Annotated in this window: 22 protein-coding genes; 11 read left to right on the top strand and 11 right to left on the bottom strand. The window is 58.0% G+C overall.

The genetic code is table 11. The features are described 5' to 3' along the window. Positions 1-189 precede the first annotated feature (189 nt). The 4 genes from hisI (at position 190) to Q0L62_RS03060 (ending at position 3,308) form a co-directional block, all read left to right on the top strand. Positions 190-564, top strand: coding sequence for a phosphoribosyl-AMP cyclohydrolase (gene hisI, locus Q0L62_RS03075; RefSeq protein ID WP_296676330.1), 375 nt, complete (start codon positions 190-192; stop codon positions 562-564). A 33-nt stretch (positions 565-597) separates the two neighbouring features. Continuing rightward, entirely contained in the window at positions 598-1,044 is a 447-nt protein-coding gene (locus Q0L62_RS03070; RefSeq protein WP_296676242.1) for a MerR family DNA-binding transcriptional regulator, read from the top strand. 27 nt (positions 1,045-1,071) lie between these two features. Further along, complete coding sequence (locus Q0L62_RS03065; protein ID WP_296676240.1) at positions 1,072-2,874, top strand: acyl-CoA dehydrogenase C-terminal domain-containing protein; 1,803 nt, start codon at positions 1,072-1,074, stop codon at positions 2,872-2,874. Positions 2,875-3,020: 146 nt separating this feature from the next. Beyond that, complete coding sequence (locus Q0L62_RS03060) at positions 3,021-3,308, top strand: hypothetical protein (protein WP_296676237.1); 288 nt, start codon at positions 3,021-3,023, stop codon at positions 3,306-3,308. Positions 3,309-3,385: 77 nt separating this feature from the next. Here the strand turns inward: Q0L62_RS03060 and cysK are convergent, their stop codons facing one another. The 4 genes from cysK to tyrS form a co-directional block, all read right to left on the bottom strand. Continuing rightward, the gene (cysK, locus tag Q0L62_RS03055; protein ID WP_296676234.1) at positions 3,386-4,303 is read right to left on the bottom strand and encodes a cysteine synthase A; all 918 of its coding nucleotides are present in this window, start codon (positions 4,301-4,303) and stop codon (positions 3,386-3,388) included. Beyond that, the gene (locus Q0L62_RS03050; RefSeq protein ID WP_296676232.1) at positions 4,300-5,571 is read right to left on the bottom strand and encodes an MFS transporter; all 1,272 of its coding nucleotides are present in this window, start codon (positions 5,569-5,571) and stop codon (positions 4,300-4,302) included. Before Q0L62_RS03050 ends, cysK begins: the two co-directional genes overlap by 4 nt. Positions 5,572-5,659: 88 nt before the next feature. Further along, positions 5,660-5,998, bottom strand: coding sequence for a PilZ domain-containing protein (locus Q0L62_RS03045; RefSeq protein WP_296676229.1), 339 nt, complete (start codon positions 5,996-5,998; stop codon positions 5,660-5,662). Between the two features lie 90 nt (positions 5,999-6,088). Then, entirely contained in the window at positions 6,089-7,315 is a 1,227-nt protein-coding gene (gene tyrS / locus Q0L62_RS03040; RefSeq protein WP_296676227.1) for a tyrosine--tRNA ligase, read from the bottom strand. A gap of 46 nt (positions 7,316-7,361) precedes the next feature. Between tyrS and Q0L62_RS03035 the strand changes: the two genes are divergently transcribed. Next, positions 7,362-7,904, top strand: coding sequence for a DOMON-like domain-containing protein (locus Q0L62_RS03035; RefSeq protein ID WP_296676224.1), 543 nt, complete (start codon positions 7,362-7,364; stop codon positions 7,902-7,904). Continuing rightward, complete coding sequence (locus tag Q0L62_RS03030) at positions 7,901-9,103, top strand: DUF1343 domain-containing protein (protein ID WP_296676221.1); 1,203 nt, start codon at positions 7,901-7,903, stop codon at positions 9,101-9,103. Before Q0L62_RS03035 ends, Q0L62_RS03030 begins: the two co-directional genes overlap by 4 nt. Before the next feature lie 10 nt (positions 9,104-9,113). Here Q0L62_RS03030 and Q0L62_RS03025 read toward each other — a convergent pair whose 3' ends face one another. From Q0L62_RS03025 to Q0L62_RS03010, 4 genes are all read right to left on the bottom strand, one after another. After that, positions 9,114-10,295 carry a VWA domain-containing protein gene (locus tag Q0L62_RS03025; protein ID WP_296676219.1) on the bottom strand — a complete coding sequence of 394 codons (1,182 nt, stop codon included), beginning with the start codon at positions 10,293-10,295 and terminating at the stop codon, positions 9,114-9,116. 206 nt (positions 10,296-10,501) lie between these two features. After that, the gene (locus Q0L62_RS03020; protein WP_296676216.1) at positions 10,502-11,350 is read right to left on the bottom strand and encodes a DUF817 domain-containing protein; all 849 of its coding nucleotides are present in this window, start codon (positions 11,348-11,350) and stop codon (positions 10,502-10,504) included. Positions 11,351-11,352: 2 nt separating this feature from the next. Further along, positions 11,353-11,778 carry a GFA family protein gene (locus Q0L62_RS03015; protein ID WP_296676213.1) on the bottom strand — a complete coding sequence of 142 codons (426 nt, stop codon included), beginning with the start codon at positions 11,776-11,778 and terminating at the stop codon, positions 11,353-11,355. Positions 11,779-11,780: 2 nt separating this feature from the next. Next, complete coding sequence (locus Q0L62_RS03010) at positions 11,781-12,623, bottom strand: MoxR family ATPase (RefSeq protein WP_296676210.1); 843 nt, start codon at positions 12,621-12,623, stop codon at positions 11,781-11,783. Positions 12,624-12,790: 167 nt separating this feature from the next. Between Q0L62_RS03010 and Q0L62_RS03005 the strand changes: the two genes are divergently transcribed. Together Q0L62_RS03005 and Q0L62_RS03000 are read left to right on the top strand one after the other, a co-directional pair. Beyond that, on the top strand, positions 12,791-15,595 hold the full coding sequence (locus Q0L62_RS03005) for an ATP-binding protein (RefSeq protein WP_296676207.1): 2,805 nt from the start codon (positions 12,791-12,793) through the stop codon (positions 15,593-15,595). 71 nt (positions 15,596-15,666) lie between these two features. Further along, positions 15,667-16,098: a response regulator gene (locus Q0L62_RS03000; protein ID WP_296676204.1), complete on the top strand. Its 432-nt coding sequence runs from the start codon at positions 15,667-15,669 to the stop codon at positions 16,096-16,098. 17 nt (positions 16,099-16,115) lie between these two features. On the opposite strand, the gene parE is transcribed toward Q0L62_RS03000, so the two are convergent. Continuing rightward, a complete protein-coding gene (parE, locus tag Q0L62_RS02995) occupies positions 16,116-18,113 on the bottom strand; it encodes a DNA topoisomerase IV subunit B (RefSeq protein WP_296676201.1) in 1,998 nt (665 codons plus the stop codon). Positions 18,114-18,170: 57 nt separating this feature from the next. Then, positions 18,171-19,313, bottom strand: a complete 1,143-nt coding sequence (locus Q0L62_RS02990; protein ID WP_296676196.1) for a penicillin-binding protein activator — start codon at positions 19,311-19,313, stop codon at positions 18,171-18,173. Between the two features lie 39 nt (positions 19,314-19,352). On the opposite strand from Q0L62_RS02990, the gene rsmI reads away from it, so the two are divergent. From rsmI to gshB, 3 genes are read left to right on the top strand one after another with little or no spacing between them, the layout of a single operon-like run. Continuing rightward, positions 19,353-20,180 (top strand): 16S rRNA (cytidine(1402)-2'-O)-methyltransferase, encoded by an 828-nt coding sequence (gene rsmI / locus Q0L62_RS02985; RefSeq protein WP_296676194.1) that lies wholly within the window; start codon positions 19,353-19,355, stop codon positions 20,178-20,180. Beyond that, on the top strand, positions 20,177-20,530 hold the full coding sequence (locus Q0L62_RS02980; RefSeq protein ID WP_296676191.1) for a YraN family protein: 354 nt from the start codon (positions 20,177-20,179) through the stop codon (positions 20,528-20,530). The genes rsmI and Q0L62_RS02980 overlap by 4 nt, the downstream gene beginning before the upstream one ends. Before the next feature lie 18 nt (positions 20,531-20,548). Next, positions 20,549-21,511: a glutathione synthase gene (gene gshB / locus Q0L62_RS02975; RefSeq protein ID WP_296676186.1), complete on the top strand. Its 963-nt coding sequence runs from the start codon at positions 20,549-20,551 to the stop codon at positions 21,509-21,511. Here the strand turns inward: gshB and Q0L62_RS02970 are convergent, their stop codons facing one another. Further along, positions 21,512-22,246, bottom strand: coding sequence for an SIMPL domain-containing protein (locus tag Q0L62_RS02970; protein ID WP_296676184.1), 735 nt, complete (start codon positions 22,244-22,246; stop codon positions 21,512-21,514). It abuts the gene before it with no gap. Between the last annotated feature and the right edge of the window lie 71 nt (positions 22,247-22,317).

Below are 22,317 nucleotides of genomic sequence, written 5' to 3'. Positions count from 1 at the left end.
CTCATGCGGCGGTCCTTTTCGGACCTTTCCCTGAACCTGGGCCGCTGCGCCTTTTGGCACTGCTGCTTTGGTGGGCGGATCATCACCGCAGCGCCTCAATCTGCGAATCGACCTCAAAATGGAAGCACCATGTGGCCTCTCACCAGTTTTTGGTCGACAGATGTGGCACTCATGCAACAAGAAGCGGGGATGACAGACGCTCTAAATAGTCGCGAGCAAGGCCAAACATTCGCGCCCAGGTTCGATGCGCAAGGGCTGCTTACTGCAGTGGTCGTCAACAGCGCGGACAGCACGGTGCTGATGGTAGCGTTCATGGATGAAGAAGCATTGGAGGCTACGCGCAACTCAGGCTTTGCACACTTTCATTCGCGGTCGCGCGGAAGGCTATGGAAGAAGGGCGAAACATCAGGTCACGTCTTGGCAGTGGACCGGATATTGGTTGATTGCGATCAGGACACGCTGGTCCTTTTTTGCAATCCGGCTGGCCCCACTTGCCACACCGGCGCGCGTTCATGTTTTTATCGTGAACTCAAGGGCGCGACTTTGCATCCAGTGACGAGTTGACGCTTACGTAAAGGTAAGCTAAATGATGAGGCTATGGACAGCCTTGGCAAACCATCGAACCAATATGACGGCGCTCATCTTGATCGGCCAGATGCGCTGCAGCGCGAACAGTTTACGATATCTGACTTAACGGCGGAGTTCGACGCTACGGCACGAGCGCTTCGTTTTTATGAAGACGAAGGACTGATCTCACCGGCGCGCGTAGGCCTTACCCGGATATACTCCAAGCGCGACCGCGCCCGGCTTGCTTGGATCATGCGCGCCAAGAACGTCGGGTTCAGTCTGACCGAGATCAAGGAAATGATCGACCTTTACGACCTGGGAGATGGCCGGGTCGAGCAGCGCCGCGTTACGATAGAACGCTGCCGCGATCAAATCGATAGGATGCGCCAGCAGCGGGACGATATCGAGGCCGCAATCGAAGAATTGTCTCAATTTGTCGCAACGATCGAGAACCTCGATCTGCATCCCAAATCCTGATTCCCACCCTTTACAGGAACCGCAAAAATGCCCGTATTCAAGGCCCCCACTCGCGACACCCGCTTCATCATCAACGAGGTCCTTAACCTCGAGAAATACTCGAACTTGCCGGGCTTTGAAAACGCGTCAACGGACATGATAGACGCGGTGATCGAGGAAGGCGGCAGGTTTACGTCTGAAGTGCTGGCCCCGCTTAACCTGGCTGGCGACCAGCAAGGTTGCACTCGCCATGCGGATGGCAGTGTGACCACACCGGACGGCTTCAAGGCGGCGCATGCTCAATTCCGCGAAGCAGGCTGGGGAACGCTTTCGGCACCTGAGCAGTTCGGCGGTCAGGGGCTGCCACATGTGCTTGGCTTTGCAATGGAGGAGTTCGTCTCCGGCGCCAACCAGGCCTGGGGAATGTATCCCGGCCTTACCAACGGGGCTGTTTCGGCCATCATTGCCAAAGGTTCACCAGAGCAGCAGGCTAAGTATTTGCCCAAAATGATTTCTAACGAATGGTTGGGCACCATGAACTTGACCGAGCCGCATTGCGGTACCGATCTGGGGCTCATACGGACACGTGCCGTTCCAATGGCTGATGGATCCTACAGCATCACGGGAACCAAGATTTTCATTTCAGCAGGCGAGAACGACTTTACCGATAATATCATCCATCTGGTGCTAGCCAAGACGCCTGATGCGCCTGACAGCACCAAGGGCATCTCCTTGTTCATCGTGCCCAAGGTGCTGGTCAACGAAGACGGATCCCTCGGTGATCGAAACGCCGTTTCGTGCGGCAGCCTTGAACACAAGATGGGGATTCACGGCAACGCCACTTGCGTGATGAATTACGACGGCGCCACCGGCTGGATGGTCGGCGAGGAAAACAAGGGATTGGCCGCGATGTTCATTATGATGAATGCTGCCCGTCTGGGCGTCGGCATACAGGGTTTGTCACAGGCTGAGGCCGCTTATCAGAACGCCGTACAGTACGCACAAGATCGCCGACAAGGCCGCGCGCTGACTGGTGCGGCAGAACCAGAGCAGAAGGCAGATACACTGTTCGTCCATCCCGATGTGCGCCGCATGCTGATGGATGCCAAGGCGTTCACCGAAGGGATGCGCGCGCTGTGTCTGTGGGGCGCTTTGCAGGTTGACCTGACCCACAAGGCCGCGAGCGACGATGATCGCCAGATTGCAGACGACCTCATCAGCCTGTTGACCCCGGTGATCAAGGGTTACGGAACGGACAAGGGCTTTGATGTGGCCGTGACCATGCAGCAGGTCTTTGGCGGGCACGGTTATATCGAGGAATGGGGGATGAGCCAGTTTGTCCGCGATGCCCGCATCACCCAGATCTATGAGGGCGCCAACGGTGTTCAGGCAATGGATCTGGTCGGACGCAAACTTGCGCAAAACGGCGGTCGCGCGGTGCAGGCGCTTTTCGCACTGGTTGATTCCGAGGCCGCTTTGGCCAAGGCCAAGCCTGAGTTGGCTAGCCTGGCTGAAAAGGTCGAAAAGGCTAATGGAGAGCTGAAAGCAGCTACAATGTGGTTTATGCAGAACGGCATTGCAAATCCCAACAATGTCGGTGCTGGCGCGCATCATTACATGCATATGATGGGCATCGTGGCACTCGGCCTGATGTGGCTGCGCATGGGCGAAGTGGCGGTGAAAACTTTGGCTGCCGGAACCAGCGACGGCGCGTTCTATGAAGCTAAGCTGGTGACAGCCCGCTATTTCGGCGAACGTTTCATGCCTGACGTGGGCGCGCTTCGCCGCAAGATCGAAGGGGGGGCAGAGGCCATTATGCAACTTCCGATTGAGGCGTTTGCAACGGCTTGAGCGACAGGACGATTGTTTGCAGCGACTGGCCGCGTGCCCGCTTCCGTCAGGCGGAACGGGCGCCCGTCTTATCGCACAAGGGTAGCGCGGAAACTGTGCTGGGCCGAGAATCCGTCATGGCAGGGGAGTAAAAGACGGAGTTTGATATGAAAATTGGTTTCCCTCTGCGCATTGCGGCGATTGCCACGATCATGATTATGGTTGCGCCGTCCGCATCCCAAGCTGGACCCAAAAGCAAAAAAGTAACTAAGCCGGAGCAGACCGCCCAGCCAGTTGCGGCACCTGACCCACAACCCACTATGGCCTCAGAACCCCCGGCAGCACCGGAATCGCCATCAACTCCTCCGGCGGTGCAACCGGCCGATCCGGTGGCGCCGGTTTCACCTGGCATTCCTCCCACTTCCGAAAGCGGTTCAAAATCCGATCCGCATTGAACCGGTGGGCGGGCGGCGCGCGAAATGCCGCCGCCCGGCTCTTCGTGTGCCCGGCTTATATAAGAGGACAGCCTAGCCTATTCGGGTAGAAAATCCGGCACAGACAGATAGCGTTCGCCCGTATCATAGTTGAAACCTAGCACACGACTTCCAGCGGGAAGGTCAGCCAGCTTCTGAGAGATGGCTGCAAGTGTTGCGCCCGAGCTTATTCCAACCAGCATGCCTTCCTCTCGGGCGCAGCGACGGGCCATTTCCTTGGCATCGCCGGCATCCACCTGGATCGCGCCGTCAATTGCCTGGGTATGAAGATTGCCGGGTATAAAGCCCGCGCCGATACCCTGGATCGGGTGCGGCGCGGGCTGCCCTCCAGAAATTACAGGCGACAGAGTTGGCTCGACCGCAAAAGCCTTCATCTGTGGCCAGTGACGCTTCAATTCTTCAGCGCAGCCCGTCAGATGCCCGCCGGTGCCAACCCCCGTGATGAGCGCATCGATTGGGGCATCAGCAAAATCGGCAAGAATTTCCTGTGCGGTGGTACGGACGTGAACAGCAATGTTTGCTGCATTTTCGAACTGCTGCGGCATCCACGCCCCCGGGGTCGACTGCACGAGCTCGTGCGCGCGCTCCAAGGCGCCCTTCATCCCCTTTTCGCGGGGTGTCAGATCGAAAGTCGCACCATAGGCCAACATCAGGCGGCGTCGTTCGATCGACATCGATTCGGGCATCACCAGCACCAGCTTGTAGCCCTTTACGGCCGCCGCCATGGCAAGACCAATTCCCGTGTTGCCGCTGGTCGGCTCGATAATCGTGCCGCCAGATTTCAGGCTCCCATCAGCCTCTGCAGCTTCGATCATAGCTAGGCCGATACGGTCCTTGATTGAACCTCCTGGATTGGCGCGTTCAGCCTTCACCCACACCTCATGATCAGGAAACATCCGTCCCAAGCGGACGTGTGGGGTATTGCCGATCGTAGCGAGGATGCTGTCAGCCTTCATTTTACAGGCTCCTTCCGTGGTTCTCGATATTGCGGCGCAAAGGTTTTGGCTCGGCGCAGCTCGGGGAATAGAATGGACCATACTGCTGTCACCACGATAGCTCCCGCACCGCCAAGGGCAACTGCTCCGATGGGGCCTAGCAGCGCCGCAGCCAATCCGGACTGCATTTCGCCAAGCTCGTTCGACGCTGAAATTGCCAAGCCTGAAATTGACGAAACACGGCCGCGCTTGTCATCGGGTGTATTAAGCTGGATCAACGTGTTGCGAATGAACACCGAAATGCCGTCAGCCGCACCAAGCACAGCCAGCATCCCCAGCGATAGCGCAAAGTTTTTGGACAGCCCGAAAACCAATGTAGCCAAGCCATAAAGCGCTACGGACCAAAGCATCTTCGAGCCGACTTGGCGAGAGATTGGCGCAATCGACAGGCCTAACGCGACTACGCTGGCTCCAAGCGCAGGTGCTGCGCGAAGGAGGCCCAGTCCTTCGTCTCCGACATGCAGGACATCGTAAGCGAATGCGGGCAACATCGCAGTCGCGCCGCCAAGCAAAACGGCAAAGAGATCTAGTGACACGCAGCCCAGCAGGAACCGTTCGTGCCAAACGTATCGCGCACCCTCAGCGATGAGTTTCAAAGGCGCATCCTTGGCCACGGACGGCCGAGGAATTGGTCGTATTGCAAGGATCGCGGCGATGCTGAGGGCCAACAGTATCGCTCCGTACCAATAGGGCAAAGACGAACCACGCGCCAGCAGCAAGCCGCCGAGCGCAGGACCGATCACCGAGGCACTTTGCCAGGCGATCGAACTGAAAGCGATCGCCCGTGGAAGCTGTTCGGCCGCCACGACATTTGGAACAATCGCGCTGAGCGACGGACCGATAAACACTCGGGCCGCGCCGTGCGCTGCCGCCAGCGCAAACAGCAGCGGCAAGGTCACGGCGCCCATGGCATTTGCCCATCCAAGTACCAGTGCAATCGCAAAGTCGATTCCCGTTGCCGCCGCGATGACAAAACGCCGGTCAAGCTTGTCTGCGATCAGTCCAGCAACTGGAGTGAGCAGGGCAAAGGGTATAAATTGAACGAGACCGAGAATGCCCAGCAGGAAAGCGGCCTGATCGGGTGCCATACCGTTGACGGTTCGCGCGACCTGATAGACCTGCGCGCCCAAAACCACGACCAGCGCACTTGTGGCATTGACGGATAGGAACCGCGCCAGCCAGACAAGGCGATAGTCACGGATGCGCAGGGGATGGATCGGTTCGCTCACCAATGCCGCATGGCAGTGCCGGTGCGCCTTGCCAAGCGATCAGATTCTTGCATGCATGAAATCCAGCCTTCGCGGCTGGTGAGCATGATCAGCGCGGCCGGCGCAGCCGCGGATTGGGTTGCAGTGTGTCTATCATCTTCATGAAATCTTCAAGCCGGATGATCCGTTCGAACTGGAAGCCTGCACGTTCTCCGGTGGCCCAAATCAGGTGAGCTTCGATACGACCAATATCGGGCAAGCGAATGCTGACCCGTTCGCCGCGGTCGATTTCAGTGACCCCCTCGGCCATGAAGCCATGTGCCGATATGTTGATGATATGCAGGTGTACGTCGCCCAGACGGCGATGCTCACCGATAACCTTATGATCTACCGGATGCCGCGCAGCGCGTCGCATATCCGTTACCGTCAATTGCGCACCGACGCCCATGATCCGGTCCTTCCTCCGCACACAGCTGCTCCTGTTCACGGTGTAGTCTCACATTGGCGAATATTCGGTAAACTTGACTGACGATATTTTTCAGGCGGGGCGAAGGATGCCGTGCTTCTTTTTGCCAGAGGAAATACGCAGGTCGCCACTATTACCTTCAATTACGTGGTTTTCATCGGTGATAGTCTGGCCTTCAATGCGCGCTCCCCCGCCGCTTACCAGACGTTTAGCCTCGCTCCTGCTGGCGGCAAAGCCGATGCCAACAAGGGCATCGACGATGCCAATACCATCTGACGGCACAGGTAGAACGGGCAACTCTGCCCCCAATCCCGCTCCGGAGAAGGTCTGCGCAGCGGTATCTTCGGCCGATCTGGCCGCGTTTTCCCCGCGGCACAGGCGCGTCACTTCGTTGGCGAGGACAGCTTTGGCCGCGTTGATATCGCTGCCTTGAAGGAATTCGAGCCGCACGACTTCTTCCAACGGCAGATCAGTGAACAAGCGCATGAAACGCCCGACGTCGCGATCATCAACATTGCGCCAGTATTGCCAAAAATCATAAGCTGGCAGTGCTTCCTCGTTTAGCCACACAGCTCCTGCCGCAGTCTTGCCCATCTTGGCGCCGTCAGCTGTCGTCAACAGCGGGGTGGTTACGCCGAATACTTCGATACCGTTCATGCGCCGTGACAACTCGATCCCGTTGACAATATTGCCCCACTGGTCAGAACCGCCCATCTGAAGACGGCATCCCCGGTGCAGCGCCAGCTCCCGAAAATCATAGGCTTGCAGAATCATGTAGTTGAATTCAAGGAACGTCAGCGGCTGTTCGCGTTCCAGACGCAGCTTTACCGAATCGAAAGTCAGCATCCGGTTGATGGTGAAATGAGGTCCTACGTCGCGCAACAAATCGACATAGCCAAGCTCGCTCAGCCATTCGTCATTGTTGACCATCACCGCGTCAGTAGGGCCTTCGCCAAAGGTCAGAAAACGTTCAAATATTGTCCGGATCGATGCGATGTTGTCATCAATGTCTTTGGCAGTCAAAAGCCGGCGACTTTCATCCTTACCCGAAGGATCGCCGACCTTGGTGGTACCGCCGCCCATCAGCACGATCGGCTTGTGGCCGGCTTGCTGCAAGCGGCGCAGCAGCATGATCTGGACCAATGAGCCAACGTGGAGCGATGGCGCTGTGGCGTCGAAGCCGATATAGCCGGGAATGATCTGCTTTGCGGCAAGGTCATCGAGACCCCTCGCGTCGGTCATCTGGTGGATGTAGCCGCGTTCATCAAGCAGGCGGAGAAGGGTCGAGTTATAGGTCATGCGCGCTTTCCGGTTTCGGGCGCGCGCCTAGCATGGAGTTGCGCGATTGGAAACGTTCCGCCTGCTTTGCCATGCCGAAACGCCCCCAATCGGCGTGACCGGCGTGCGTGCGCGGATTGTATCTTTTGACGCGAACTGGCTGATGCTGCGTTGGCGGATCGAAAGCGCGGCGGCGATAGTGGCGCCGCCTCTTGCAGGGAAGGGCAGGACGGCCGGGCTGTGGCAAAAAACTTGCTTTGAACTGTTCGTGCGATCGAATGACACGGCAGGCTATTGCGAGTTTAACCTGTCTCCATCCGAGCGCTGGGCTGCTTACGATTTCTCTGGTTATCGTGACGGAATGCAGGATCGGCCAGTGCTGCCAGATCCGGTCTGTACCTTTCGCGCAGGTTCAGCCTATGCTTTATTCGATGCAGCCATCCCGGCCTCTGCTCTGCCCGCGAAGCCGTGGCATTATTCGTTGACGGCCGTGATTGAGGAGGCAGGGTCCGCAAAAAGCTATTGGGCCATTGCGCACCCACTTGGAAAACCCGATTTCCACCATCCGGCTTGCTTTGCTGCAACGCTTGCGGCACCCGGCGAGCAATGACAGTTCTTTATGGTATCGACCGGCTGCTTGCCGATCCCGTCCTGCGCCGGCCATTGCAAGGCAAGCGGGTCGCACTTGTTGCCCATCCCGCCAGTGTGACGGCCAAACTTAAGCATTCGCTCGACGCCCTGATTGATTGCGGGCTTAACGTCACAAGCGCTTTTGGCCCGCAACATGGGCTCAAGGGCGATAAACAGGACAATATGGTCGAGACTGAGGATGAGGTTGATCCGGTCTACAAGATCCCGGTCTTCAGCCTCTACGGTCAGGTCCGCCGCCCAAGCGGCCAGATGCTGAGTACCGCCGATGTGTTCCTATTCGATTTGCAGGACCTGGGTTGCCGCATTTACACCTTTGTGACCACGCTGCTTTACCTGCTCGAAGCAGCGCACGGCACGGGCAAGGCGGTCTGGGTGCTCGACCGGCCCAACCCGGTGGGCCGCCCAATCGAAGGCACGAGCTTGCTTGCTGGACAGGAAAGCTTCGTCGGAGCAGGTCCGATGCCGATGCGACACGGGTTGACCTTGGGCGAAATGGGCCACTGGTTCATTAAGCACTTCAATCTCGACGTTGATTACCGCGTGATCGAAATGCAGGGTTGGCAGCCGGAAGATGAGGGACACGGCTGGCCGCTTTCGCGCATTTGGATCAACCCCAGCCCGAACGCTGCCAATGTCAATATGGCGCGCGCCTATGCTGGAACCGTCATGCTTGAAGGGGCAACGCTGTCCGAAGGTCGCGGAACAACTCGCCCGCTTGAGGTGCTGTTTGGCGCCCCCGATATCGAAGCGAAGGCCGTGCTGGCCGAAATGAAGCGATCCGCACCCGCGTGGCTGCATGGTTGTGCGTTGCGGGAATGCTGGTTTACCCCGACTTTTCACAAGCACGCCGGGACGCTTTGCAGCGGTTTGATGATTCATGCCGAGGGCACCTTCTACAAGCATCACGCGTTCCGCCCGTGGCGGCTTCAGGCACTGGCTTTCAAGGCGATCCGAAACCTCTATCCGGACTACGAAATCTGGCGCGACTTCCCCTATGAATATGAGTTTGAGCGGCTTGCCATCGACGTCATAAATGGCGGCCCGGCGTTGCGCGAATGGGTGGATGACAATTCCGCCATGCCCGCTGATCTTGAGGCTTTTGCAAGCGCGGACGAGGCTGTCTGGGCAGCAACGATCAAGCCCTTCCTGCTTTACTAGCGCAGCAGATCTAATGCTTTTTGCGGGTAAGCTCGCGCATCGCATCGTCAAGGCCGGAAAGTGTTAGCGGGAACATCGACCCGCCAACCAGCTCCTTGATCATCTTGGTTGACTGCGAATAGCTCCACTGCTTTTCAGGCACTGGATTAAACCAAACTGTGGCTGGATAGACGTGGGCCACGCGTTTCAGCCATTCCGCACCGGATTCCTCGTTGAAGTGTTCGACAGATCCGCCCGGGTGGGTGATTTCATAGGGGCTCATCGCCGCATCTCCGACGAAGACCACTTTATAGTCATGGCCGTACTTGTGGAGAATGTCCCACGTGTTGGTCCGCTCGGAAAAACGGCGGCGGTTATCCTTCCATACGCCTTCGTAGATGCAATTGTGAAAGTAGAAGAACTCAAGGTTCTTGAACTCGGTCGTGGCGGCGCTGAATAGCTCTTCGACCAGCTTGATGAAGGGATCCATTGATCCTCCGACATCCAGGAACAGCAGCAGTTTGACCGCATTGTGCCGTTCGGGACGCATCTTGATGTCGAGCCAGCCTTGCCGCGCGGTGCCTTCGATGGTGCCGTCCAGATCCAACTCGTCTGGCGATCCTTCGCGGGCAAAGCGGCGCAAACGACGCAGGGCTATTTTGATGTTGCGGGTGCCCAGCTCTCGGGTGTTGTCCAGATTCTGGAACTCACGCTTTTCCCACACCTTCAGGGCGCGCTTATGTTTGCTTTCGCCGCCAATACGGACGCCTTCGGGGTTATAGCCGTTGTTGCCGAAGGGGCTGGTGCCCCCAGTGCCGATCCATTTGCTTCCGCCTTCGTGCCGTTTCTGTTGTTCGGCGAGACGCTCTTTCAGCGTCTCCATGATCTCGTCCCAAGTGCCAAGCTTTTCAATTGCGGCCATTTCCTCGGGCGTCAGGAATTTCTCGGCGACCGCTTTCAGCCAGTCTTCGGGTATGTCCACGGGGTTCTGGCCATAGTCGGTGAGCAGGCCCTTGAAAACCTTGTTAAACACCTGGTCGAACCGATCGAGCAGGCCCTCATCCTTCACGAACACTGCGCGGCTCAAGTAATAGAACTGCTCGGGCGTTTGCTCGATCACATCCTTGTCCAGCGCTTCCAAAAGCATGAGATGCTCCTTGAAGCTGGCCTTGATACCGGCGGTGCGCAGTTCATCGACGAAATTGAAAAACATCGGATCGGGCTTTCATGACTCGAATATTCACAGAACGTATGGTTTTGAAATCGCTCCATCCCTTATCATAAGTATTTAAACTTACACACTTAACGGATATTTCTCGATACAAAATGTGACTTTCCGGAACCGGAAAATGCCTATTTCTGGCCGGGTCTGCTGTTGCAAGATTATTGCACGGTCTGGAGGAGAAGCGAAACGCGTCGTCACGCCTCCCTTACGCGCGGTGTATGCACTGCGGCGACCAGAATGAACGAGATATACATCAGCAAATACCACGCGCCTAGCTTGGCTGGGCTAACCAGGGCCCATGCATCGCGCTGGCTCGGATAGAGCCAGGCACGGCTAAAGGTACCAATGTTTTCGGCAAACCAGATGAACAGGGCGACCAGCAGCCAGCCAAGCAGCAGAGGCATCCAGCGGTCTTCGCGCCACACCCGGAACCACACTCGGGTGCGCCAGAACAGCAATCCCAGGGCAGCAAACAAGGCCGCCCTTAGGTCCGGCAGCCAGTGATGAGCAAAAAAATTGACGTAGATTGCAGCTGCCAGCAACCCTGCCAGCACCCTGCTGGGATAGTGCGAAAAACGGAAGTCGAAGATCCGGCTGACCCGGGCCAGATAGCTGCCCACCGCGGCATACATGAAGCCCGAAAAAAGAGGCACACCGGCAATCCGCAGCACACTTGGTTCGGGGTAGAGCCACGATCCCCAGGCGGTTTTGAACAGTTCCATCACGGTGCCAACCACGTGGAACGCCAGAATCACTTTGGCCTCATCCAGCGTTTCCAGCCGGATGGCCAGCATGCCTAGTTGGATTGCAGCGGCGCCCAAGGTGAGGAAATCATAGCGCGCTAATGGCGCATCGGCCGGGTAAACCATATGAGTGCCGAGCAGCAGCGCCAGCATCAGGCCGCCAAACAGGCAGGCCCACGCCTGCTTGAAACCGAACAGCAAGAACTCGTAAAACCAGGCACGCCAGCCAGGAGGCGGCTCAAGCGCCTCTAGCCGCGCCCGAATTGACGCGAAGCGAGTATTAGATCGTGCAATTGCCAAGTTCAGTTCGCCGTGGGCGGCGGCGGCTGCCGTGCAAACTGTTTCAGGCCCGGGTCGAATATGGCCCAATTTGGCGCTTCATCGGTCCAGATAATCGCCTGTGGCTGCAGATCATGCGGCTCTTCGATAACGCCCAGGCGCACAGTCTTGAAAGCAGGGCGTGCCGACGACTGCGCAAATATCTGCGTTCCGCAGTGCGGACAAAAGGTGTGCGTCAACGTGTTGCCGCTAGCCGCAATCCACGACGACGATGCGAGGGGTCCAGAAATCGTCACTGCCTCGGCCGGAAAAACCGCATTGTTGGTGGGACTTCCCGCTGCGATTGTCTGGCATTGCCGACACCAGCACTGGCGAATTGCTAACGGTTCTGCTTGGATTTGCAGTGAAACAGCTTCACATGCACAGCGCCCGTTAAAAGGAGCCGTCACGATCAGTTTTGCCGGCGAGCCATGAAGGCAAGGCGTTCGAACAGCATGACGTCCTGCTCGTTCTTGAGCAGCGCCCCGTGGAGCGGCGGGATCGCCTTGGTCGGATCTTTGTTTTGCAATACGTCGAGCGGCATGTCTTCGTTTAGCAGCAGCTTAAGCCAGTCGAGCAGTTCCGAAGTCGATGGCTTTTTCTTCAGCCCCGGCACGTCGCGCACTTCGTAGAATACGTCCATCGCTTTGGTCACCAGCGTTTTCTGAATGCCGGGGAAGTGGACGTCGATAATTGCCTGCATCGTATCGCGGTCGGGGAACTTGATGTAGTGGAAAAAGCAGCGCCGCAGAAAAGCGTCGGGCAGTTCCTTTTCGTTGTTTGAAGTGATGACGACGATCGGGCGTTCCTTAGCCGCAATGCGTTCCTTGGTTTCGTAGACATCGAAGCTCATGCGGTCGAGCTCCTGCAGCAGATCGTTGGGAAACTCGATGTCGGCCTTGTCGATTTCGTCGATCAGAAGCACGGGTAGCTGCGGGGATATGAAGGCATCCCAAAGCTTGCCCTTCTTGATGTAGTTGGCGATGTCATGGACGCGCTCGTCACCCAGCTGGCCGTCGCGCAGCCGCGCAACTGCATCATACTCATACAGGCCCTGCTGCGCCTTGGTGGTCGATTTTACGTTCCACTCGATCAGCGGCGCGCCGACGGCCTGAGCAATTTCGTGGGCAAGCACGGTTTTGCCGGTGCCAGGCTCGCCCTTGACCAGCAACGGACGGCGCAGCAGCACCGCGGCGTTGACGGCTACCTTAAGATCATCGGTAGCCACGTAATTGCTGGTGCCTTCAAAACGCATGGGCTCTTCCCGTTCAAGTTAATTGCTCGATTAAGCCGATAAGCGAGCAGCAGGCCGAGTGCAAGCGCGCCTCGCGCCCAATGCGCCCGCGCTAAGCAAAGCTGCGTAGCTTAACGTCAATACGGCTTTCCCATCATGGCGATAGGTTGATTTCTGAGGAGATCGTCATGGTTATCACAGACAAAGCCCGCCGTCCCTTTTCAGTTGCCTTTGAAATTGCTGCAATGGCTGCGGTGTTTTTCGTCATGGCCGTGATTAGCCTAGCCATTGCGCGGGGTGAAGGGAGGGTAGCGGCACTGTGGCTACCCAACGCGGTGATGTTTATTTGGTTGATGTGGCGACCCGCCCTTGCGCGCCTAGATACCTTTCTAGTCACGTGGGCCGCAAACACCGCGGCCGGGCTGCTGTTCGGGGATGACCTGTTTCTTGCCGGCGTTTTGGCGCTGAGTAACATGGTCGAAGTATCCGTTGCTTTGGCACTGGCTTGGCGGGCCGGAGTCAAAATCAGCAATCTTGGGACGTTGGAGCAACAGCTTCGCCTGTTTGCGTGTTCTGGCATTCTTTCGCCTGCGATATCGGCGGCAATCGCCAGCATTGCTCTGGGTTTGAGCATCGGTGAGCGTGCCGCGCCAATTTGGCTGAGCTGGTTCGTGACCGACAGCCTTGGCATGATGCTGGTAGCATCCACTTTGGGAGTAATCCTGCAACATGCGAACAAACCGCGCCGGATCACCCGACGCGAGATTGCCGAATGGAGTGTTTTGACCGTGGTGGGCACATCTGTGACCTTATCGGTCTTCGCGCAAAGCAAGTTTCCTTTGCTTTTTCTCGTAACCCCGGTGGTCATCATCCATGCGGTTCGCCACGGATTAATGGGAACGGCAGTTTCAACGCTGAAGATTGCGATCATCGCCGTGTCTGCCACCGTACTAGGTCGCGGGCCGATCATGCTGACCCCCGATCCGTGGATGCGCATAGTCATTCTTCAATTGTTTCTGGTCAGCATCTTCATGATGGGGATTCCCATCGCCGCACTGCTTCGTCGGCAGCAACGAACTGCCGATTCGCTGATTGACAGGGAGGCACAATTTTCGATGCTGGCAGCCAGCATGTCCGATGCCGTCTTGGCCTTTGATGCGCAGGGGCGGTGTACATTTTCGGCAGGTTCAGCTCACCAGCTGCTGGCCATGCCATCCGATCGAATAGTCGGAAGCTATGTGTCCGATCTGGTGGAAGCAGCTGACCGGCCGAGATTTGAAGGCGCCATAGACCGCATACTTGCACGAAGTAGTTTCGCTGAAACAGTAACTTACCGCAGTCCTCGGTCATACAACGAAAATTTTGAGACATTTATCGAAGCTAAGCTGGCGCCAACGGTAGATGCATCGCATTCGCGCAAACTGGTGATTATCGCTACGCTGCGTGACGTAACTGATCGGGTTGCGCTCGAGCGCGAACTGGTAGACGCCCGTGAACGGGCCGAGCTTGCGGTTCTAGCCAAATCGCAGTTCCTGGCCAACATGAGCCACGAAATTCGAACACCCATGAATGGCGTCCTTGGCTTTGCCGAGCTGCTTGAGCAGCAATTGACCGAGCCGGAACAGCGCCGCCGCGCCAAGCTGATCGTCGAGTCCGGTCAATCGATGATGCATTTGCTAAACGACATTCTGGATCTGTCGAAAGCCGAAGTCGGCCTGGTTACGATCTGCGAAGAACCGATGGATTTGCGCGGAGTGATTGAAGAATGCATTTCGCTCAACAGCGCGCAGGCCGCGAACAAGTCGATTTCCCTGAAAATGGCGATTGCTCCAAGCCTTCCGCCGAAAGTATGGTGTGATCCGTTGCGGTTACGGCAGATCGTTTTGAATCTGCTGGGTAATGCAATTAAGTTCACTGACGAGGGCTGCGTGACCTTGTCTGTTGCAGAGATCGGAAGTCGGCTCAGGATCCTGATCCGTGATACCGGAGTAGGTATCCCGCGAGACCGGCTCCACGCGATCTTCCAGCCGTTCGAGCAGGCCGACAATGCTACCTCTCGCCGTTTTGGCGGGACGGGCCTGGGACTGACGATCAGCCGGCAGCTAGCCGAACTGATGGATGGTTCGCTTGAGGTTACGAGTGAACTTGGCAAGGGTTCTTGTTTTGCGCTTGACCTGCCGCTGCGCGCTGTCGACGTGAGCCACGGTAATGGACCGTTAATATCGCCGAACGCTGCCACGCAGCACGGGTCGGCCCGAAGATCGCATATTCTTCTGGTCGACGATCAAGAGATCAACCGCGAGCTTGCAAAAGCGATGCTTGAACAACTTGGTCAGACAGTCAGCCTCGTCACAAATGGTGAAGAGGCCGTCGCGGCCGTTATCGCGTCCAAGGCTGACGGTGCGCTGTATGATCTGGTTTTTATGGATATCCAGATGCCGGTTTGTGATGGCTATCAAGCCACACGAGCAATCAGAAACAGCGGGGTCATGCCGCATAGCCTGCCGATAGTCGCGATGACGGCCAACGCCTATCCCGAGGATGTGCGCATGGCGCTCGACAACGGGATGCAGGATCATTTGGCCAAACCAATCACGCTCGCACGTCTAGATGCTTTGCTGGTCCGTTGGCTCATCGAACGGCCACAGGAAATGCCCAGCGGAGAGGCGACATTTATTGATGATCAACGGATGGCGCAGATGTGGCAGGACACGCGGTCAATCGCGCTAATCAAGGCGCAGGATTGGCTTGAATGTGGTCACGCGCATCCAGAGATTACCCGCGGACTGCAAGACTGCATGCACCGTATTGCCGGAACGGCGCTGCATTTTGGTGAAGGGCCGTTTGGTCAGGCTGCAGCTACTGTCGATCGCGCAATCGAACGAGGCGCGCCGGATCCAGAGCTGCAGACAGCCGTGCGATTGCTACTGATCGTTGCCCGTGGCGAGGAGGAACCTGAACAGGCAGAGAGCCGCCTCCGCAAGATTGCGTAAACCGCTGTTCACCGCAGCTGAGGGCATTTCCGGTAACACTGCCGCTAGAAAAATGGTTTGGATACAGGTAAATGGCCCACATAATAATTGCCGACGACGATCCTTTGGTTCCACAGATTTTCGGCAAAGCCTTTCGCGAGGCCGGCCATTCGACCGGCTGGGTGGACGATGGCGATCAGGTTCTGAACGTCCTGCGGGCGCGTCATGTCGATGCCCTTGTCCTGGACTGCAACATGCCCCGGCAAAGCGGGTTTGAGGTTCTGTGGCAGATCCGCGCGTCGCAATTTGCACGGCTTCCGGTGATAATGTTGACCGGGCGGACTTCTAACGGCGATCGCGACCTTGCCCATAATGCCCGTGTCGATCTGTTCTGCACTAAGAGCAGCGATCCGGACTGGCTGGTCTATCAGGTCGAAGTGTTGATCGCGGACAAATCAAAAGTGGTCAACGGCGGGCCGGCTAATCCCTGGATCAACACGCGCGGGCCAATTCATCACTGTTGAATGGCTACTTGGCCAATTCAGGCATCGATCATTTCGGGATCAATTTCGCCGGCGCGGTTCTGAATAAACATGAACCGTTGGGCCGGGTCGCGACCCATCAGCTTGTCGACAAGGTCCTTTACCGCCGCACGCCCTTCGTATTCGGGAGGCAACGTAATGCGCAGCAGGTTGCGGCTTGCTGGCGCCATAGTGGTTTCGCGCAGCTGCTGCGGGTTCATTTCACCAAGGCCTTTGAAGCGGCCGACCTCGACCTTCTTTCCCTTGAATACAGTTGCTTCCAGTTCGGCGCGGTGGCTGTCGTCGCGAGCATAAGCACTCTCCTTGCCGGCGGTAAGCCGGTAAAGTGGGGGCTGCGCCAGATAAAGGTGCCCGCGCCGAACAATATCGGGCATTTCCTGGAAGAAAAAGGTCATCAGCAAGGTCGCGATATGCGCTCCATCGACATCAGCATCGGTCATGATGATGATCCGGTCATAGCGCAGGTTATCGGCGTTGCAGTCCTTGCGCATCCCGCAGCCCAACGCCAACCCAAGGTCGGCGATTTCGCTGTTGGCCCGGATTTTGTCTGCGGTCGCCGATGCAACGTTGAGGATCTTGCCGCGGATCGGCAAAATCGCCTGACTTTTGCGGTCACGCGCCTGCTTGGCACTGCCGCCCGCGCTGTCCCCTTCAACGATGAAAAGTTCAGTTTCGGCATTGCCTTCGCCGGAACAGTCAGTCAGTTTTCCAGGCAGGCGCAGCTTGCGGGCGTTGGTTGCGGTCTTGCGTTTAACCTCGCGCTCGGCCTTGCGGCGCAGCCGATCGTCCATCCGCTCCATGACATGACCAAGTAGCGCCTTGCCGCGCTCCAGATTGTCCGCCAGAAAATGATCGAAATGGTCTCGCACCGCATTTTCGACCATCCGTGCCGCTTCCGGACTGGTAAGGCGGTCCTTGGTCTGGCTCTGGAACTGGGGATCGCGGACAAAGACCGAAAGCATCACTTCGCTGCCCGTGATGATATCCTCGGGCGCGATGTCCTTGGCCTTTTTCTGCCCGATCAAGTCGGCAAAGGCGCGGATGCCTTTGGTCAAGGCCGCTCGCAGTCCCTGCTCATGCGTTCCGCCATCGGGTGTTGGGATAGTGTTACAGTAATAGCTGTATGCGCCGTCCGACCACAGCGGCCAGGCGATCGCCCACTCCACCCGCCCCTGTTCTTCGCCTGGGAAGTCCTGCGATCCGGCGAAGAATTGCGTGGTCACGCATTCACGGGCGCCAATTTGTTCCTTGAGGTGGTCCGCAAGGCCGCCCGGAAATTGGAACACGGCTTCGGCTGGTACATCATCACTCGTCAGGCTGGGTGAGCATTTCCAACGGATTTCTACTCCGGCAAACAGGTAGGCTTTGGACCGAACCAGACGGAACAAGCGTGCCGGTTTGAACTTGGCGTCCTCGCCGAAAATCTCGGTATCGGGGATAAAGCTTACACTGGTTCCGCGCCGATTGGGTGTCCCGCCCAAGTGCTGAAGCTTCCCTATCGTTTCCCCGCGCGAAAACTCCTGCGCAAAAAGCTGCTTCTCACGGGCCACTTCGACCCGCGTAAGAACAGACAACGCATTTACTACGCTGATCCCTACACCGTGTAGCCCGCCGCTGGTGGCATAGGCCTTGCCCGAAAATTTGCCGCCCGAATGTAGAGTAGACAGGATTACCTCTAACGCCGACTTGCCTGGATATCGCGGATGTTCGTCCACCGGAATACCGCGGCCGTTGTCAACGATAGTCAAGCGGCCCGGCGCACCAGCAACCTCTTCCAGCAAGACTTCGATCCTGTTCGCATGCCCAGCGACGGCTTCGTCCATCGCATTGTCAAGCACTTCGGCGGCCAGATGGTGCAGTGCGCGCTCGTCCGTGCCGCCGATATACATGCCTGGGCGGCGGCGAACCGGCTCCAGCCCCTCAAGCACTTCGATTGCTGACCCGTCGTAGGGATCGCCGCTACTTGCGGGCAGCTTGTCAAACAGGTCTTCGGCCATGCGTAAGGCTATAGGCTGGCGTGATTCCGCCGCGCAAGCGCTGCTTGCAGGTTATCGTCAGTCAGCGAAGCGAGCAGGTGCCGCGCTGACCACAGAGACCGTTCCGGCGCGGGCTTCACGGACTTCTAGTGCGCGTTCGATGATCCCGTTGGCCCCGAAACGGAATGGACCATCAAGCCCAAGAAAGCCGTCCCGGTCAATCAGCCGGGCGGTGGGGAAAGGGGTGCCCACTTTCCAGTCGCGCGCAATCCTTACGGTTAGAAGGACACTGTCATACCCCATGGTCGCCATGCGATAGGGCGCACTACCAAACCGGGTCTTGTAACTATCGGCAAACTGCCGAAACCTGTTGTCTGCAACGGCTGCAAACCACGCTCCGCGCAGCGATGGAGTTTTGGCGACGCCGCTTTCCCCGCTCCACAATTCGGTGCCCAGTAGGCGAGGGGAAGCCGCAGCGCCGGATTTAAGATTGGGCGCTGCTAGGACTGCAAAGCGCGTACCATCGGCAATCAGGATCGCGTCAAATGTTCCGCGTTGTCGAAGCCGCTGGGCCGCACTGATAACCGAGGTGTTCGAACGGTCATAGCTGGTGCTGGCAATCAGTGTCCCGCCGCTTGCCCTGACCGCCGAAGTGAAAGCGGCCGTTGCGCGGCTGCCGTAATCGCCACTAGGGGCAAGCAAGCCAAAGCGCATCGCCCCGCGCCCCCGGGCATAGCTGACGGTACGATTGATCGAGTTTACCGGTGTGGTGCCCAGCTGGAATACGTCACGCGAGGCAACGCCTTCGTCGCTGCTATACGTTATAACCGGGATACGGGCCGCCCGCGCGACGCCGGCTATTGGAGCAACATCTTCGGCCTGTAACGGCCCCAGGATGAGCCGTGCGCCTTCGCTGATTGCCCTCTTGGCTGCTGCCCCCGCTCCATTTGCGGTATCGTAGGTGGTGATCCGGATAGACTTGGCGTTAGTATCCAGCAAGGCCATGGTCGTGGCGTTTGCTATCGCCTGACCGATACCGGCATTGGCTCCAGTCATCGGGACCAACAATGCGATGCGGTGGCGTTGCTGATCGTTCGGCAATGCATCGACCGGCGGAGGCGGGATGTCTTTAGGTGCGGTAGGGATCACCTTGCAGCCGGCGACCAGCAATGCGGCAGTGAAAGCGGCAAGATGCCGTTTTGGTAAGCGACCTTCGAACATACTTGTAGCTCTCCTCCGCGCAGTCCATTGGGCGAGACGATGGACGCGCCGCTTTCCCCTGGTCTGTATATTGTTGCGACGCCAATTGGCAATCTGGGCGACATGACGCTGCGGGGCGCCGAGATACTCCGTGGTGTTGCTGCGATAGCCTGTGAAGACACCCGTGTCACCGGCAAGCTGCTCCATCACCTCGGGATTAAGGCGCGGATGATCCGTTATGACGATCACGCAAGCGATACCCAACGCGATGGGATCCTCGCGCTCGCCGCACAGCAGCCGGTCGCGCTGGTCAGCGATGCGGGAACGCCCCTTGTTTCCGATCCGGGCTTCAAATTGGTGCGCGAGGCCAAGGCGTGCGGCATCACCGTTACCAGTCTTCCAGGCGCCAGTGCCGCAATTGTGGCATTGACGGTCTCGGGCTTGCCAAGCGACCGGTTTCTGTTCGCAGGGTTCCTGCCAAACAAGGCTAAAGCGAGGTTAGAATTGCTGACTGAGTTAGCCCAGGTTCCAGCCACCTTGGTGTTCTATGAAACTGCCCCGCGGCTTATCGCGGCGTTGAGAGCGATCGAAGACTCGTTGCCGGGCCGCGAAGTTGCAGTGGCGCGTGAACTCACCAAGAAGTTCGAGGAATGCCGCACAGGAACGCCTGCAGAATTGTCGGACCATTATGTAGCTCACCCGCCCAGGGGGGAGATAGTTCTGGTGATCGCTCCGCCGCTTCCACCATCGGCTGACAATTTTGACCTGGACGGGCTGCTTCGCGCCGCCTTGCAACACAGTAAGGCATCGCAGGCCGCGGCGGAAGTGGCACGAATGACCGGCCTTGATCGCAAAGCGCTTTACACCCGGGCGCTGCAACTCAAATGAAGGACCGCGAGCGCCGTGAACGCGACGGGCGGCGGGGAGAGGCATTGGCTGCATGGTACCTTCGGTTGAAAGGCTGGCGGATCCTCGCTCGACGGGTAAAGACGCCGCGCGGCGAGATAGACCTGATAGCCAAGCGTGGCGGCATGATTTGCTTTGTCGAGGTAAAATGGCGCGCCAGTGCAGCCGAGGCGGATCAGGCGATTGATCAATGGCGGCTGAGGCGGGTAATTGATGCAGCGCAGGCCGTATCCGCACAATATGCCCGGCAAGGTGAGGATATCCGTGTCGACGTGCTGCTTCTTGCGCCGGGACGCTTGCCGCGCCACATCGTCAACGCCTCGCTGGCCTGAACCGGAGTACCGAGCCCCATGTCCCTGCGCGTTGCTGTCCAGATGGATCCCCTTGAAACTATAAACATCGACGGCGATTCAAGCTTTGCGCTCATGCTGGCGGCGCAAACGCGCGGACACAGCGTGATGCATTACAAAGTGGAATCGCTCGCGTACGAAAGTGGCCGGCTGACAGCGTGGGCAGCGCCGGTGACGGTAAAACGCGTAGCTGGCGACCATTTCACGCGCGACGGCCACCGCCGTATAGATCTGGTCAAGGATGTCGATATTGTCCTGATGCGGCAGGATCCGCCGTTTGATCTTAGCTATATCACCGCGACCCATCTGCTTGAGCGGCTTGAGGGTCAGACACTGGTTGTCAACGACCCGGCGAGCGTTCGCAACGCGCCGGAAAAGATCTTTGTGCTGGACTTTGCGCAATACATGCCGCCCACGCTGATCGCCCGGCGGATCGAAGACGTAAAGGACTTCCATGCCCGCCATCCCGGCGATCTGGTTATGAAGCCGCTGCACGGGAATGGGGGCAAGGCGGTGGTTCGCATCCCGGCCGATGGATCGAACCTGGGCGCACTGATAGAGCTGTTCGACAGTGCGTGGGTGGAACCGCACATGTTTCAGCCATTCCTTTCCGACATCTCTCTTGGCGACAAGCGTATTGTGCTGGTCGATGGCGAAGTGGCCGGCGCGATTAATCGACGACCGGGAGAAGGGGAGTTTCGCTCAAACCTGGCGCAGGGTGGATATGCCGAAGCCACCGCGCTGACCACGCGCGAAGAGGAAATCTGCGCCGCATTGGGCCCTGCGCTGAAAGAGCGCGGACTTGTTTTCGTAGGCATCGACGTTATCGGAGGCCAGTGGTTGACCGAGATAAACGTCACCTCTCCAACAGGAATCCAATCTATCGACCGTTTTAACGGGACCGACACGCCAGCGCTAATCTGGGAAGCGATCGAGCGCCGGCATGCAGCACTGCCTTGCTGATCATCCCAGGTCGTAGACAATCGTCGTTACGACGCGGACTTTCTGGAACGGAGTGCTACCCCCGCCCGATCCACAATCGTCGCAATCATCGCCGTCGCGCGCACCGACCGAGAAATAGCCCTGGCTGGCGCTTTTCATGGCGCCTACATCCGCGCCGCTGTCTTTGGCAAACTGTTCAGCGCTGCGCCGCGCGTTCCGGTTCGCTTCGGCGATCATCTCGGGCTTCAGGACATTCAAACCAGTGAAAGAGTAGCTGACCGAATTGCTGGTCATTTCTACCCCGCCGCGGAGCAGATCGGCCTGACTAGAATATGCTCTGCGGGCGCGCATAACATCAGCCGTCCTTACCTGAACGGTACGCGACACCGTAAAGCGTTCAGGACGGTTGTCGTTGTAGCTGGGTGCCTCACGAGATAAGGAGACATCGCTGTCTGCTACATCGGCGCTCTCGATCCCGGCGCTGGCAAGAAAGGCACGGACCGACTTGGCCTGTTGATCGACTGAGCGCTGAGCCGATGCGAAGTCTGCCGCCGTGTGCGAAAATTGTATCGTCCACGTCGCAAGGTTTGCAGTAACATCGCGCTCAGAGACGCCGCGTACCGTAACCTCCCGCTCCGCCGCCTTGGCCCGGCGCAGTCCGTCGCCTAACAAATAGCCGCTGGCTACTAAGCCGGCCGCACCGATCGCTACCGAACCAAGGACCAGCGCGCGGTTATCATTGAGGATGTTCATCATGGCTATAAAGCCCTCGTGCGTTCGTCCGCTATGCGTGCAGCCACCGGACATTATTGCCGGTCACGACTGCG

This window comes from Novosphingobium sp., from assembly GCF_024642085.1.
GTDB lineage: Bacteria > Pseudomonadota > Alphaproteobacteria > Sphingomonadales > Sphingomonadaceae > Novosphingobium.
Note: the sequence above shows the minus strand (reverse complement) of the source record. Positions and strands in the feature narration are given on the sequence as shown.